The organism is Microvirga arvi, assembly GCF_016892765.1.
Taxonomy (GTDB): Bacteria; Pseudomonadota; Alphaproteobacteria; order Rhizobiales; family Beijerinckiaceae; genus Microvirga; species Microvirga arvi.
Window position 1 is genome coordinate 73,415 of record NZ_JAFEMD010000005.1, and the last position, 15,388, is coordinate 88,802.

Sequence of the window (15,388 nt, forward strand, 5' to 3'; positions counted from 1 at the left end):
CCATGCCATATCGAGGCTCGTGTGTCTTGGACAGGAATCTCACCCCCGCCCGACGAGGGCGAACCAGCCGTCCTCATCCATGACCTGAAGTCCGAGCTCGGCCGCCTTGGCGAGCTTCGAGCCCGCGCCGGGGCCGGCCACCACGATATCCGTCTTCTTGGACACGGAGCCCGCCACCTTGGCCCCGAGCCGCTCGGCCATGGCCTTGGCCTCCTCGCGGGTCATCTGCTCGAGCGAGCCGGTGAACACCACGGTCTTGCCGGCGACCGGCGAGCTTGCGGAGGCCGGCGCCTCCATCGGCTCGGTGCTCACTTGAGCGAGGAGCGCATCGAGCATCTCCTCGTTATGCCCCTCCTTGAAGAACTCGACGATGGCCTCCGCCACCACCGGTCCGATGCCGCCGATGGAGGTCAGTTCGGCATTCGCTTCCGATTCCGGATCGGCCGCAGCCTTCGCCGTCTCGCGCAGATGCTCGAATGTGCCGAAATGGCGTGCCAGCAAGCGCGCGGAGGTCTCGCCCACATGGGGAATGCCGAGCGCGAAGATGAAGCGGTTGAGCGTGATCGAGCGGCGCGCCTCGATGGCGGCGAAGAGATTCTTCGCGCTCGTCTCGCCCCATCCTTCCCGGTTCTCCAGCCGCTTGAGGCTCTTCGCATTGCGCGCTTCCAGCGTGAAGATGTCCTGCGGGCGCTGGATCAGACCTTCCTCGTAGAATTCGTCGATGCGCTGCAGGCCCAAGCCTTCAATGTCGAAGGCGTTGCGAGACACGAAATGTTTTAGACGCTCGCGGGCCTGCGCCGGACAGATGAGGCCGCCGGTGCAGCGGCGCACGGCATCTTCCTTGCCAGTGCGCGGGTTGACCTCGCGCACGGCGTGACTGCCACAGGCGGGACACGTGGTCGGGAACTCGTAAGGCTTCGCCTTGGCCGGGCGCTTCTCCAGCACCACGTCGAGCACCTTCGGAATCACGTCGCCGGCGCGGTTGATGACGACCGTGTCGCCGATGCGGATGTCGACACCGCCCCGGATCTTCTCGCCGTTGCCGCCGACGCCCTTGATGTAATCCTCGTTGTGCAGGGTCGCGTTCGACACCACGACGCCACCGACGGTGACGGGCCTCAGCCGCGCGATCGGATTGAGCGAGCCTGTGCGGCCCACATTGATCTCGATGCCTTCCAGCACCGTCATCGCTTCCTGCGCCGGAAACTTGTGCGCCAGGGCCCAGCGCGGCGAACGCGAGACGAAGCCGAGGCGCTGCTGCAGGCTCAAACTATCGACTTTGTAGACCACGCCGTCGATGTCATAGCCGAGAGTGGCGCGGTCCTTTTCGATGGCGTGATAATGCTCCAGCAATTCTGCAATGCTCTCGCAGCGGCGCGTCAGCGGATTGACCTTGAGGCCGAAGCTCTTGAAGCACTCCATCATGCCGTGTTGAGTATCCGCCGGCATGGCGCTGACCTCGCCCCAGGCATAGGCGAAGAAGCGCAGGGGACGCGAAGCGGTGATCGATGCATCGAGCTGGCGCAGGCTGCCCGCCGCCGCGTTACGCGGATTGGCGAAGAGCGCCTTGCCGGCCGCTTCCTGGCGCGCGTTGATGGCGGCGAAATCCTCGTGCGAAAGATAGACCTCGCCCCGCACCTCGAAAACATCCGGGACGCCTGAGCCCTTCAATCTGTGGGGAATGTCGCCTACCGTGCGGGCGTTGTTGGTCACGTCCTCGCCCACCGCTCCGTCGCCGCGAGTGGCGGCGGACACGAGCCTGCCGTTCTCGTAGCGCAGGCTCAAGGACAGTCCGTCGATCTTGGGCTCGGCGGTGAAGGCGAGAGGCGCATCGGCTTTCAGGTTGAGGAAGCGGCGGATGCGCTCGACGAACTCCTCCACCTCCTCGTCGGCAAAGGCGTTGGCCAGCGACAGCATCGGCACGCGATGCCGGATCTTGCCGAATTTTTCCGAGACCTTGGAGCCGACCTTCTGGGTCAGGCTCTCGGGCGATTTCAGTTCGGGAAACTGATCCTCCAGCGCCTCGTAGCGCTTGCGCAGGGAATCGTATTCCGCATCCGAGACGGAGGGCGCATCCTCCTCGTAGTAACGCCGGTCATGCTCCGCGATCTCGGCCCCGAGCGCCTCGTGCTCGGCACGGGCCTCATCGGGCGTCAGGTGATCGACAGGCTTCTGAGAGGAGGTGCTGTGTGGGGGCATGATCGAATCGTGTGTGAGTGTTTGAACCATAGCGCTCTCGGGCGGAGTCTCCAGGGGCATGAAGAAACGGTACACGAAATCCACCGACATCCCGGACGGAGCGCAGCGCCGATCCGGGATCGCGGGCAGAACCAAGCACCGGAACCTCGACATTGTCATCCCCGCGCAGGCGGGGATCCAGAACCACGACAGTTGGAGGAAAGGCGCAGCGGCAATGCCTGTGTGTTCTCCGTGAATGTTGCGGTTATGGATCCCGGGCTCTGCTGCGCAGCCCCGGGATGACAGAGGTTTACTCGTCCCGCGATCCCGGATCTGCGCTTCGTCCGGGATGACGGCTGTGTCTGTCAAAGAACCAGCGCCTTGGGGCCCGCAGCCTGAGCTGCGAGCCTTGCGGGGAGATCGAGGGTGGCGCGTCGGGCAGCCCGGCTCGATGGTGTGATTGGAAAGTGAGAGCCGGACTGCTCGTCACGCGCGGTTTGTTTCAGCGGACCTGGATCTAAAGCCAGGATCGGCCACCCGCGATCACAGGCGTGCGAGACCTGCGGCGGGACCGCTCCCTGCCCCACTCTTGCGACGCCTCGCGAGCGCGCCCCTCGAGGGCGGGGATAGGGAATGATATAGCCGAGCTTAGGACGATTGTCAAGAACAAAATGAGAACACGCCACCTGCCCTCTCCCCTTTAGCGGGAGAGGGTGGCCCTCGCGTCAGCGAGGGTCGGGAGAGGGGCAGTGCGAGACCGATGATGTCCCCTCTCCCGGCTCACTTTCGTTCGCCACCCTCCCCCGCACAGGGGGGAGGGAATGTTCGCGCCTTCTCCTGCTCACGATCCCGGATCCCCTTCCCGGCCTTGCGGCCGTCGGGGATGACACCCAGGGCATCTGTTCCCTCGGTCGATCATCCCAACTACCGATCCGGCAGAACCGGTCGCGATCCGACCTGCCGCAGCACATGGGTCAGCGCATCGGTCATCTGCCCCAGCACCGCCCTGTCCACGTTCTCCGCGCCATCGCAGGCCTTGTGATAGCAGGGATCGTAGGGCTGCCCGGCCTGGCCTCCGAACCGGGTGGCGTGCTCGTCGCTCTTGGGGTTGCCGGCGCCGGTGAACAGGCCGAGGGTCGGGATGGTCTTGGCAGCAAAAGCCGCGTCGTCCGAACCGAAGCCGCGCTGGTTGCGCGCCCGGTCCTCCACGGGAATGTTTTGGGACTCGAAGTGGTCGATGAAGGCCTGGATGATGCCGGCCGTCTCGGCGCTCCGTTCGGTTTGCGAGAGCTGGATGAAGCGCCCGAAATTCGGGGAGCCGACCATATCGAGATTGATGTAGAAGCGGATCCGGCGGCGCTCCTCGTCCGAGAGCGCATCAAGGTGATGCCGCGAGCCGACGAGGCCCCGCTCCTCCGCGCCCCAGAAGGCGAAGCGGATCGGCGTGCCGGCCGCAGGCTCCTTTGCGAGGCGCAGGGCCGTTTCCAGGATCGCGGCCGAGCCGCTGGCATTGTCGTTCATGCCCGGCCCCTCGGTGACGCTGTCGAGATGAGCCCCCACGACGACGAAGGAGCCGCTCGTCTCGCCGCGCTCGGCAAGGACATTCCGGGTGGAGCGGGTGCCGGTCTGAGCCTCGATCTTCAGGCGTACCCGGCTGCGGGAGAAATCCCGGGCCGCCTCCGCAATCCGGCGCCCGACCTCCGTGGTCACGCCCAGAACCGGGATCGACGCCTGCGTCGTCAGGCGCCCGCCGAAGGTCCCGGTCTGGTCTCCGGTGCCCTGGTTCATGATGATGAGGCCGGCCGCCCCGGCTGCCTGCGCCTGCTCGACCTTGACCTGGAACGGGCAGGTGCCCCGTCTGACCAAGGCGATGCTGCCTCGGGTGAAGGCCGCAAAGTCCTCGCGCTCGCAACCGCTCGTGGATGCCTGCAGAGGCGCGCTGTCCAGGCCGAGATCCACCGCATGCACGGGTGCCGTCACGTCGCCGGAGCCGGAATTCATGAGGGTGCGCAGCGCCTCCCGGGGGGACGTGAACGGCTCGGGCTCCCCGCTGCCCGAGACGAGAACCGGCGGAGAGCGCTCGTCGAAAAACGGGAAGGTGAATTCCTCGAACCGCACCGTGTAGCCGGCCGCGCGGAGCTGATCGGCCACATATTCGGCGGACCGGTCATAGCCCGCCGTGCCGGCCGCCCTGTTGCCCCCGTTCGCCGCCGCGATGTCCTGCAGCGCCTGGACGTGGCGGAACGGATCGGTCTGACCGGCAGGTGCCGGCTGACCCACATCGGCCTGCGAGGCAGTGGCAAGAACCGCGATGGCGGCTAGGGCGGCGCAGCCGGCGCCCAGGGGTAAAGGTGACACGCGGCTCTCGCTCCGTCTCCCGCACAACCCTTTGTGTGCTCAGAGGAGATCGGGTTTCACCTCGTGAGGGCAAGGGATGCATCCCCTGCCCTCACACAGACGTGACGCCAGGAAGTGCCGCACGAGTCTCTCACGCCTGTAGTCTTCGGTCAGGCGGCCTCTGGGAGTCGGCATCGAGCACCAATCCGCTGAACGGCAGGTCGAGCGCCTTCCATGTCTCGACCAGAGCCTGCACGAGCGCCTCGATATGGGCGCCGGTGTGCAGGGGTCCTGGGGTGATGCGCAGGCGCTCGGTGCCGCGGGGCACGGTGGGATAGTTGATCGGCTGGATGTAGATGCCGTGCTTCTCCAGGAGCCGGTCTGAGGCGGCCTTGCAGGCTTGCGCATCCCCCACCATCACCGGCACGATGTGGGTGGGCGTGGCGAGCAACGGCAGGTCGGCGCGGATCAGCGCATCCTTAACCTGAGCCACCTGGCATTGCTGCCCCTGGCGCTCGATCCGCGAGGCCTTGAGGTGGCGCACGGAGGCTGTTGCCGCGGCCGCCACGCTCGGCGGCAGGGCCGTGCTGAAGATGAAGCCCGGCGCATAGCTGCGCACGGCATCGATGACGGACGCGGCACCCGCAATGTATCCGCCCATCACCCCGAAGGCTTTGCCGAGCGTGCCCTCGATCACGTCGATCCGGTGCATCACGCCGAGACGCTCGGCAAGACCTGCTCCACGCGGCCCGTACATGCCGACCGCATGGACCTCGTCGATATAGGTCATGGCGCCGTAGCGCTCGGCGAGGTCGCAGATCTGGCGGATCGGCGCCACGTCGCCATCCATGGAATAGACGCTCTCGAACACGATCAGCTTGGGCCTCTCGCCGGCCGCCTGCAACAACTCCTCCAGGTGCTCGAGATCGTTGTGGCGGAAGACCGCCTTGTCGCAGCCGGACTGGCGCACGCCCTCGATCATCGAATTGTGGTTGAGCGCATCCGACAGGATCAGGCAGTTCGGGATCAGCCGGGCCAGCGTGGCAATGCCGGTCTGGTTCGACACGTAGCCCGAGGTGAAGACCAGCGCCGCCTCCTTGCCGTGCAAGTCGGCGAGCTCGGCCTCCAGCTCGACGATCGGGTGGCTGTTGCCCGAGATGTTGCGCGTGCCGCCGGCGCCTGTCCCATGGCGGGCTGCGGCGCTGGTCATCGCCTCGATGACAGCGGGATGCTGGCCCATGCCGAGATAATCGTTGGAACACCAGACGGTCACTTCGCGAGGCCCCTGCGGCGCGTGCCAGATGGCCGAAGGGAAGCTCCCGGCGATGCGTTCCAGATCGACGAAGGAGCGATAGCGCCGTTCCGTCTTCAGCCGTGCAATCGCGGCTTCGAAATAGCCAGTGTAGTTCTTGGTGGCAGCAGCCTTCCAGATCGGTTCAGGCGCTTGCCTGGCGATCCTGAAGGGAGCGGCCGGGCGGGACAGCAAGGCCGCCGCGGTCTCACATCTGCCGTCCACTCCATAGGTTTCCGTCAGTTTCGCCCAGCATCGCGGAAATTGCGCATCGCTGTGGCACTGCCTCACCATGACCATTGCAGCCTCCCCCTGTTCGCCGCCGGCTGCAACGCGTCGTCAGCCGGATGCTTGTCCCAAGGTCATTGTGAATGAGACGGCAAAGCGTTCAATTCGGACTGTGGTCCGAGGTCTCAGCCGACGAAGGTCCGACCTGGGGCATGACGGTAGGGAGTAATGGAGCGACGGGCGGCAGCCCGCCGGTGTCTTCGCGCTCCTTTTGGAATGAGCATCGGATGAATCCCAAAAGTGCATCCCACCTTTGGGTCCGGTGCGCTAATGCGCCGCCGCTTCGAGCAGGCGCGCGGCGGCCGCGCGGGCTTCTTCGGTGATGGTCGCGCCGGCGAGCATGCGGGCGATCTCCTCGCGGCGCGGCGTGGCTTCGAGCGGGATGACCCGGGTGGCGACCCGGTCCTCGCCGCCGCGCACGCCTTCCTTGGCGATGAGGAAGTGGCTTCCGGCCTTGGCGGCCACCTGCGGCGCGTGGGTGACGGCCATGACCTGCACCTTGCGGGCCAGGCGCGCGAGGCGCTGGCCGATGGCATCCGCCACGGCCCCGCCGACGCCGGTATCGATTTCGTCGAAGACGAGGGTCGGGGCCGAGCCCTTGTCCGCCAGCACCACCTTCAGGGCCAGCATGAAGCGCGAAAGCTCGCCGCCCGAGGCTACCCTCATGAGAGGCCCGGCGCGGGTGCCGGGATTGGTCTGGGCCCAGAACTCGACCCGCTCGAAGCCGCTGGGGTCGCGGCTGTCCTCGTCGGTGGTGATCTCGGTGATGAAGCGGGCACGCTCCAGCTTGAGCGGCGGCAGCTCGGCCTGGACGGCGGCATCGAGGGCCCGGGCCGCTTTCTTCCGGCCGGCGGAGAGCGTCTTGGCGGCCTTCACGTAAGCTGCGTCGGCCTCCTTCAGCACAGCCTCGAGGCCGACAAGCTTCTCCTCGCCCGCATCGATGGCGGCCACATCCTCCTCGAAGCGCTGGCGCAGGGCGGCGAGTTCGTCGGCGGGCACGTTGTATTTCCGGGCGGCGGCACGGAGCGCAAAGAGGCGCTCCTCCGTCTGCTCGAGCTCGCGGGGATCGTATTCGGTGGCGCGGATCGCATCTTCGAGCGCGGCGCGCGCCTCGTCGATGGCCACGAGCGCCGCATCGAGCGCCTTGACGCTGGGATCGACCAGAGCCGGCGCCTGGGCGCCGCGGCGCTCCAGCTTGCGCACGGCGGCCGAGAGTTCGGGCACCGGCGAGGCGTTGCCGGCCACGGCCTCGTAGGCCTCGTTGAGGTCCTGGGAGACCTTCTCCGACTGCATCATGACCACGCGACGCTCGGCGAGGGTCTCCTCCTCCCCTCCTTGCGGATTGAGCTTGGTCAGCTCCTCGACGGCATGGCGCAGGAAATCGGCCTCCTTGCGCGCCTTCTGGATGCGGTTGCGGTGATCCTGCAGGGCGGAGCGCGCCTCGCGCACTTTTCGCGCGGCATCAGCGACGGTCTGGACCTCTGACGACAGGCCCCCGAAGGCGTCGAGGATGGCGCGGTGGGAAACGGGATCGACCAGGGCGCGGTCGTCGTGCTGCCCGTGGATCTCGACCAGGGTCGCGCCGATGGCCTTGAGCACCTGGACGCTGACCGGCTGGTCGTTGACGAAGGCGCGGGTGCGCCCGTCCGCCACCTGCACCCGGCGCAGGATCAGGTCGCCGTCCACGTCGATATCGGCATCCGACGCGATGCGGCGGGCCGGGTGATCCATGGGGCAGTCGAAGACGGCCGTGACCTGGCCCTGGTTCTCGCCATGGCGCACGAGGCTGCCGTCGCCTCGGCCGCCGAGGGCCAGGGCGAAGGCATCGAGCAGGATGGACTTGCCAGCGCCGGTCTCACCCGTGAGGACGCTCAGCCCTTCATGGAAGTGAAGCTCAAGCCTGTCGATGAGGACGATATCGCGAATCGCCAGCTGGATCAGCATGGATGGTGAGGCTTAGCCCGTACGCTGACTGACCTGGGGTACGCCGCGGAACGCCTTGCTGATCCAGGACTGGGAGTCCTCGCGCGGCTCCACGCCGCCCTTGGTCAGCAGGGCATGGGCGTCCTTGTACCAAGGACTGTCAGGGAAGTTGTGGCCGAGAACGGCGGCGGCGGTCTGCGCCTCGCCCACGATGCCCATGGCCATGTAGGCCTCGGTGAGGCGCTCGAGCGCCTCTTCCACGTGGCGGGTCGTCTGATAGCGCGAGACAACCTGGCGGAAGCGGTTGATGGCGCCGGCATAGTTGCGCTTCTGCAGGTAGAAGCGGCCGACCTCCAGCTCCTTGCCGGCAAGCTGGTCGCTCGCGACCTGGATCTTCTTCTTGGCGTCCGCCACGTATTCGGAGCTCGGATAGCGCTGGACGAGCTCCTGCAGCGCCAGGATGGCGCGCTCGGACTTCTCCTGGTCGCGGGTGATGTCCGGGATCTGGTCGTAATAGGACGACGCCATCAGATACTGCGCATAGGCCGCGTCAGAGGTGTTGGGATAGCTCTGGAGGTAGCGCTTGGACGCCGTGATGGATTCCTCATAGAAGCCGCCCTCGTAATTGGCGTAGGCCTCCATGATCAGGCCCTTGCGGGCCCAATCCGTGTACGGATACTGCTTGTCGAGGCTGCTGAACTTCTTGACCGCCCCGTCGAAGTCGCCCTTCTGCACCCGGGCGAGACCGTCGTTGTAGACCTCCTCGGCGGGAAGGTTGGCCACGATCTCGGGCTTGTAGGTTTCGCTCTTGTTGAAGGGGTTCAACGTATCGAGAGATTCGCAGCCGGCGAGCCCCAAGCCGCAGACGCCAAGGATCAGGGCGCGGGCAGCCGCGCCTTTCATACCTGAATAAGCCTTCGCGAATGACATGCTTCGCGGTCCTCCAAAAACCGTGCCCGACGTTTCAACGATGCATCGAGCCTTCTTTAGCCCAAGCAGATGGGAAGAGCCAAGCCCATAGCACAGGGTTTACCCAATAGGAATTAAGAAAGCCTGCATGAATTCATGCGGCCAATGGGCGCTCGATCCCGCCGGTGCCGATGCGGCGCCTTGAGGGAGGGCTTCAGTGCACTTCCGGGGCGAAAACGGAAGCGACCGCGCTGCCGATCTCGGCATAGCCCGTCTCGCGGCGGGGCGCGGCGTCGACGATGGCGTAGTTGGAGCGGTGCGAGAACAGGGCTTCCAGCACCGAGAAGTTCATGCGGTGGCCGCCGCAATAGGAGCGGTAGGTGCCGAGCAGCGGCAGGCCGGCCAGGGACAGGTCGCCGACCGCATCGAGAAGCTTGTGCCGGACGAACTCGTCCGCATAGCGCAGGCCTTCCGGGTTCATGATGCCGTCGTCGCCGATGGCGACCGTGTTCTCGAGCGAGGCGCCGAGGGCGAAGCCGGCGCTCCAGAGCTTCTCCACGTCGCGCATGAAGCCGAAGGTGCGGGCGCGGGAGATCTCGCGGCGGAAGACGGAGGGGGACAGGTCGACAGCCTTGCGCTGACGGCCGATCACCGGGGTGGGGAAGTCGATCTCCACGTCGAGACGGAAGGCGCGCTCGTTCGGGAGAAGCTCGGCGAAGGCCCTGCCCTGCGTGACGCGGACGGGCTTGAGAACCTTGAGATAGCGGCGGGTGACGCCCTGGGCTGCGATGCCGACCTGGTCGATAGCATCGATGAAGGGGGCCGAGCTGCCGTCGAGGATCGGAACCTCCGGCCCGTCGATCTCGACGAGAACATTGTCGATGCCGAGACCGGACAGAGCCGCCATGAGGTGTTCGATGGTGGCGACCGCGCCTGAGTCGCGGTCGCCGATCACCGTGCAGAGCTCGGTGGCGGTCACCGCCAGATGCCGAGCGTCGATCAGTCGGTCCAGGCCACCCGGAAGACCCGTGCGCAGGAAAGCAATGCCATGGTTCGCTTCGGCCGGATGAAGGATCATCTTCACTTCATCCCCGGAATGGACTCCGGTTCCAATGAGGGTCACGGCGGCGCGAAGCGTGGTTTGCTGGCTTTGCTTCATTAGTCCTGGACCTCAACTACCCTTGTCGCCTCACAGAGCCTGTTTTGCCGGGGAAGATGCATTGATTGCGTTGTGCTTCCGACCGGCAGGCTTCTTTTGAGTGCTGCCCCTTTGATGTGCAGGCACCTTAGTCCCGCCGTCAGGCTAGGCCAAATCACGCTTTCTTACCGTGTGTTACAAAGGGGATAACTCATAACCCTCTGATGTTAATAGTTTTTTAACGAAGAAGGCCTCCAGCCGCATCCCGGCTGGAGGCCTTTCGTAACACTTCTGCCAGGCTTGCCGGTCAGTTGGCCTGGCGGCGGAGGAAGGCCGGGATCTCCAGCTGGTCGTCCTCCGACGCGGCCCGGGGAGCCGGAGCCAGCGGCGCCATCTGCGGCTGCGGAGCACGTTGGGCCTGGGGCGGAGCCGGCCGGCGGGCATACTCGGCATGGACCGGGGACATGGGCTGGCGCGGAGCCTCCTGGCGAGGCTCGGCCGGGGCCTGCTGCGGCTCCTCGCGGCGGCCGAAGCCGATGGTCGCGAGGCGCTGGATCAGGGACGGCTTGTGCTCCTGGGCCGTCTCCTCGCCGCGGCTGGCGCGCAGCGCAACCTGTCCCGGCATGGGCAGCTCGTCGATCCGCGGCATCCGGGCCGGTCGCATGGCCCGCTCGGCCTGCGGCGGGATGAAGGAACCCTGCTCCATGGACTCCTCATAGGCCGGAGCCTGAGGAGCCGGAGCCTCGTAGGCAACGGCCTGGCGAGGCTGGGCCGGGGTCAGAACCACGTCGTCGCGGATGACCGGCTGGGGAGCCGGCTCCATGGGCTGGGCCGCGGAGAGCGGAGCTGCAGCCGGGGCCGAAGCCAGAGCGGACGAGCCCTGGGTCAGGATCGGAGCCGCCTTCACCGGTTCGGCTGTGGCGGCGGAGCGAAAGGTCGGGGTGGCCTGAGTGGTCGTGGCCCGGGCCCGGGCCTCGGCCCGCAGGCGCTCGGCCACTTCCGAGATGCGCTGCTCGGTGGCGGTGAGATCACCTCCGTTCTCCATGATCGCATGGTCGATGCCGGTCGCCACGACGGAGACGCGGATGATGCCTTCCAGGCTCTCGTCGAAGGTGGCGCCGAGGATGATGTTGGCATCCTGGTCCACTTCCTCGCGGATGCGGGTGGCCGCCTCGTCGAGCTCGTAGAGGGTGAGGTCGTTGCCGCCGGTGATCGAGATCAGCAGGCCGCGCGCGCCCTTCATCGACACGTCGTCGAGGAGCGGGTTGGCGATGGCGGCCTCAGCGGCGCGCATGGCGCGCTTCTCGCCGGAGGCTTCGCCGGTGCCCATCATCGCCTTGCCCATGCCGCGCATGACCGAGCGCACGTCGGCGAAGTCGAGGTTGATGAGGCCTTCCTTCACCATGAGGTCGGTGATGCAGGCCACGCCCGAATAGAGCACCTGGTCGGCCATGGCGAAGGCATCCGCGAAGGTCGTCTTCTCGGTGGCGACCCGGAACAGGTTCTGGTTCGGGATCACGATGAGCGTGTCGACGGCCTGCTGCAGCTCGTTGATGCCGGCTTCCGCCAGACGCATGCGGCGAACGCCCTCGAACTGGAACGGCTTCGTCACGACGCCGACCGTCAGTATACCGAGTTCACGGGCAGCTCTCGCCACGACCGGGGCAGCGCCCGTGCCGGTGCCGCCGCCCATGCCGGCGGTGATGAACACCATGTGCGAGCCTGCGAGCTGGTCGCGGATCTCGTCCATCACCTCCTCGGCAGCGGCGCGGCCGACTTCCGGCTGCGAGCCGGCGCCGAGGCCTTCCGTGACCTGGATGCCCATTTGAACTACGCGCTGGGCCTTGGAGGAGGCCAGCGCCTGCGCGTCGGTGTTCGACACGACGAACTCGACACCCTCCAGACCGGATTCAATCATGTTGTTCACGGCATTGCCGCCGGCACCGCCGACGCCGAAAACCGTGATATGCGGCCTGAGTTCCCGGATGTCCGGAGCTTGCTGATTGATAGCCATGACCTGTGCCTCTTCTGGCCTTATAGTGATGAGCGTTTGGCGGACGCTGACCTTTGTTCACTTGAACTCTTCACGATGGCCCGCCGCGCCAACGCGTTACTCGTCTTAGAAACTGTCGCGAATCCACCGGCCCATCCGAGAGAAGTAGCCGTCGGTTCCCGTACTCTGGAACAAGCCGCTGGACCGCGGCTCGAAATACTCGATATGCGCCACCTGCGGATAAACCAGGAGGCCGACCACCGCCGAAAAGGCAGGGCCCTTCGCCGCTTCGGGCAGGCCCTTGATGCCGAGCGGACGCCCGACACGAACCTGACCCTGCAAGATACGGCGCGCCGTTTCCGGCAGCCCGACGAGCTGGCTTGCGCCGCCCGTCAGCACGACACGTCGTCCGGCCTGGGCCGCGAAGCCTGCACCTTTCAACCGGTCGCGCACGAGTTCGAGAACTTCCTCGACCCGCGGCTTGATGATGCGAACGAGGTGCGATTTCGGCAGATGATTCGGAACGTCCCGTTCGTCCTCATCGACCTGCGGCACCGCGATCATGTCCCGGTCATCCGCGCTCGAAGCGATGGCGGAGCCGTAGAAGGTCTTGAGCCGTTCGGCGGCGGACACGCGGGTGGTGAGACCGCGCGCGATGTCCATGGTCACGTGATGACCGCCGACGGCGATGGCATCGGAATGCACCAGATGCCCGTTGGAGAAGATGCCGACGCTCGTGGTGCCGCCGCCCATGTCGACGACCGCGCAGCCCATGTCGGCCTCGTCGTCGACGAGCGCGGAGAGGCCCGCGGCATAAGGTGTGGCGATCACCGCCTCGACGCCGAGATGGCAGCGTTCGACCGCGAGCATCAGGTTGCGCGCGGCGGCCGCCTCGGACGTGACCACATGCAGATCCGCGCCGAGCCGCTCGCCGATCATGCCGGCGGGATCGACGATGTGGTTCTGCGCATCGAGCGAGAAGCCGGTGGGCAGGGCATGAAGAACCGTGCGGCCGCGACGCAGATCGTAGCTCGACGCCGCATCGAGAACGCGATGCACGTCGCCTTCCCCCACCGCGCCGCGCACGGGAACATGCGCCTCGAAATGCTCGGAGGCGAGGCGTCCGCCGGTGAGGTTCACAATCACCGACTGGATCTCGACCTTCGCCATGCGCTCGGCGGCATGAACCGCCTGACGGATCGCCGATTCAGCCGCTTCCAGATCGACGACGACGCCACCTTTGAGGCCCATCGAACGCTGGTGTCCGATGCCGAGGATGCGCGCCACGTGAGTGCGGCTGCGCAGCGACTCGACCTCGTCGGCCGGCTTCAATTCCGCCACGACGCAGACGACCTTGCTCGTTCCGACGTCGAGCACCGAGAGAATGGCACTCTTGCGCGCGGAAAGCGGCTTCAAGCGAGGTGTCAAACCGTGACCCGAGAGACTCATGTATCGACCCCCTTGCCGCGCATTGGTTTTTTCTTGAGCGCCTCGGCGCGGGCCAAGGCAGCCTCTTCCGTCAACCGGACGACGACGCGATCCGCCAAACGCAGATCGACCGCCAGCACGTCCTTTTCCAGAATCTTCTGCTCGTGTTCGAGCTTCGCGAGACGGGCCAGCGCATCGGCGGCTCCGATCTCCGGCAGGCGAACGTCCATGCCGTTGTCCATCTTCAGCGTCCAGCGCCGTCCTGCGACGAGCGTGCCGGCGCGAATGCGCTGTTTAAGCGGGCCAGCCGCCTCGAGCAGCGCGAGGTAATCCTTGTTGCGGGTGTTGGCGCCCTCGCCCACCACGAAGGGCAGGTTGAGGTAGCGCTCGTCCTGCATCAGGTCGATGACCGTGCCGTCGGCGGCGATGACGAAGAGTTCGCCGTTGTGCTGCCAGATGGCATGCGCCTCGCGCTCGGCGAGCGTGATGACGAGTTCGTTCGGATAGAGCTTGCGCACGGTCGCCGACTTGATCATCGGCACGCGCTCGAGGCGCTCGCGCAGATCGTTCACGTCGAGGAAAGCCAGCGACAGCTTCGCATTGATTCCGGCGGCAGCGAGAACCTCGTTCTCACTCATCTGCGAAATTCCGGAGATCGTCACCTGATCGAGGCTGAGACCGACCGCGCGGGCGAGCGCATGATGGGGCTCGCCATATTCGCGGATGAAGCCGTCGATGTGGCCGCCCTGCCAGAGGCCGAAGCCGATGACGACGCTGAAGAAGCCGAGCGCCAGGCCCGTCCCGAGGAAGCGCGGAAGGCGCTGCTCGAGGGGAGCGCCGGCGGAGCGGCGGCGTACGCTGCGCGAGGAGCCGAACAGCTTCTTGATTCGCGAGGGCTGCTTGAACGAGGACGAATCGGGCCTCCGGCCTCCGGAGGCGGCGCGTGCAACGGCGATTCCGGCCGGGTAGGCCGTCATCGGTTGCAGGTAGCGTCCTCCACCATCCATTTCACAAGCTCGCCAAATGTATAGCCCGCATGGGCTGCCAGTTCTGGCACCAAGCTCGTCTCGGTCATGCCGGGTTGCGTGTTGACCTCAAGAACAACGAGTTCCCCGGTTCCTCCGGGCGTGTCGTCGTACCGTAAGTCGGCGCGGCTGATTCCCCGACAGCCGAGCGCTTGATGCGCCGTTAACGCCAACTCTTGGACCTTTTGGTAAATATTCGGTTTAATTTCTGCCGGGAGGACGTGAATGGAGCCCCCCTTCGCATATTTCGCATCGTAATCGTAGAAGACCCCCGTGGCGGGCCGGATATCGATGACCCCGAGCGCCCTGTCGCCCATGACCGCGCAGGTGAGCTCCCGGCCCGCAACATATGATTCCACAAGGACTTGGTCGCCGAAGGCCCAGTCGTCCCGCAGCAGTTCCTGCGGCGGATGGGAGCGGTCCTCGCGGACGATGATGACGCCGACCGAGGATCCTTCGCTCACCGGCTTGACCACATAGGGCGCCGGAAGCACGTGGCTCTTTGCCGCTTCCATGCGGTTAACGACCTGTCCCTTGGGGACCGGCACGCCTGCCGCCGCCATGACGATTTTGGCCTTGTCCTTCTGCATGGCGAGCGCCGAGGCGAGGACACCGGAATGGGTGTAGGGGATTCTTAACAGCTCGAGCAGACCCTGGATGGTCCCGTCCTCGCCCACGCGCCCATGGAGCGCGTTGAAGACCACGTCCGGGGCGACGGCCTGGAGAACGGTGGCGATATCGGGCTGCACGTCGATGGGGGTGACCTTGTAGCCCTGCTCTTCCAGAGCCTTGCAGCAAGCCCGGCCCGACGCCAGGCTGACCTCGCGCTCCGCCGACCAGCCGCCATAGAGGATGGCAACGTGCTTCGCCATGGGTCT

The 15,388-nt window shown here is 66.1% G+C and carries 10 protein-coding genes; all 10 read right to left on the reverse strand.

Features of this window, described 5'->3' with window-relative positions:
* Positions 1-39: 39 nt before the first annotated feature.
* Complete coding sequence (ligA, locus tag ILT44_RS04705) at positions 40-2,199, reverse strand: NAD-dependent DNA ligase LigA (protein ID WP_204238416.1); 2,160 nt, start codon at positions 2,197-2,199, stop codon at positions 40-42.
* Between the two features lie 903 nt (positions 2,200-3,102).
* Positions 3,103-4,536, reverse strand: coding sequence for a M20/M25/M40 family metallo-hydrolase (locus tag ILT44_RS04710; protein WP_204238417.1), 1,434 nt, complete (start codon positions 4,534-4,536; stop codon positions 3,103-3,105).
* 130 nt (positions 4,537-4,666) lie between these two features.
* A complete protein-coding gene (gene hemA, locus ILT44_RS04715; RefSeq protein WP_307826323.1) occupies positions 4,667-5,947 on the reverse strand; it encodes a 5-aminolevulinate synthase in 1,281 nt (426 codons plus the stop codon).
* A 414-nt stretch (positions 5,948-6,361) separates the two neighbouring features.
* Entirely contained in the window at positions 6,362-8,038 is a 1,677-nt protein-coding gene (gene recN, locus ILT44_RS04720) for a DNA repair protein RecN (RefSeq protein ID WP_204238418.1), read from the reverse strand.
* Between the two features lie 12 nt (positions 8,039-8,050).
* The gene (locus ILT44_RS04725) at positions 8,051-8,947 is read right to left on the reverse strand and encodes an outer membrane protein assembly factor BamD (protein ID WP_204238419.1); all 897 of its coding nucleotides are present in this window, start codon (positions 8,945-8,947) and stop codon (positions 8,051-8,053) included.
* A gap of 193 nt (positions 8,948-9,140) precedes the next feature.
* Positions 9,141-10,085, reverse strand: a complete 945-nt coding sequence (lpxC, locus tag ILT44_RS04730) for a UDP-3-O-acyl-N-acetylglucosamine deacetylase (RefSeq protein WP_204238420.1) — start codon at positions 10,083-10,085, stop codon at positions 9,141-9,143.
* A 286-nt stretch (positions 10,086-10,371) separates the two neighbouring features.
* Positions 10,372-12,078, reverse strand: coding sequence for a cell division protein FtsZ (gene ftsZ, locus ILT44_RS04735; RefSeq protein WP_204238421.1), 1,707 nt, complete (start codon positions 12,076-12,078; stop codon positions 10,372-10,374).
* A gap of 105 nt (positions 12,079-12,183) precedes the next feature.
* The gene (gene ftsA, locus ILT44_RS04740) at positions 12,184-13,506 is read right to left on the reverse strand and encodes a cell division protein FtsA (protein ID WP_239467903.1); all 1,323 of its coding nucleotides are present in this window, start codon (positions 13,504-13,506) and stop codon (positions 12,184-12,186) included.
* Positions 13,503-14,492 (reverse strand): cell division protein FtsQ/DivIB, encoded by a 990-nt coding sequence (locus ILT44_RS04745; RefSeq protein ID WP_204238423.1) that lies wholly within the window; start codon positions 14,490-14,492, stop codon positions 13,503-13,505. The genes ftsA and ILT44_RS04745 overlap by 4 nt, the downstream gene beginning before the upstream one ends.
* Positions 14,459-15,382, reverse strand: a complete 924-nt coding sequence (locus ILT44_RS04750; protein ID WP_204238424.1) for a D-alanine--D-alanine ligase — start codon at positions 15,380-15,382, stop codon at positions 14,459-14,461. The genes ILT44_RS04745 and ILT44_RS04750 overlap by 34 nt, the downstream gene beginning before the upstream one ends.
* Positions 15,383-15,388 lie beyond the last annotated feature (6 nt).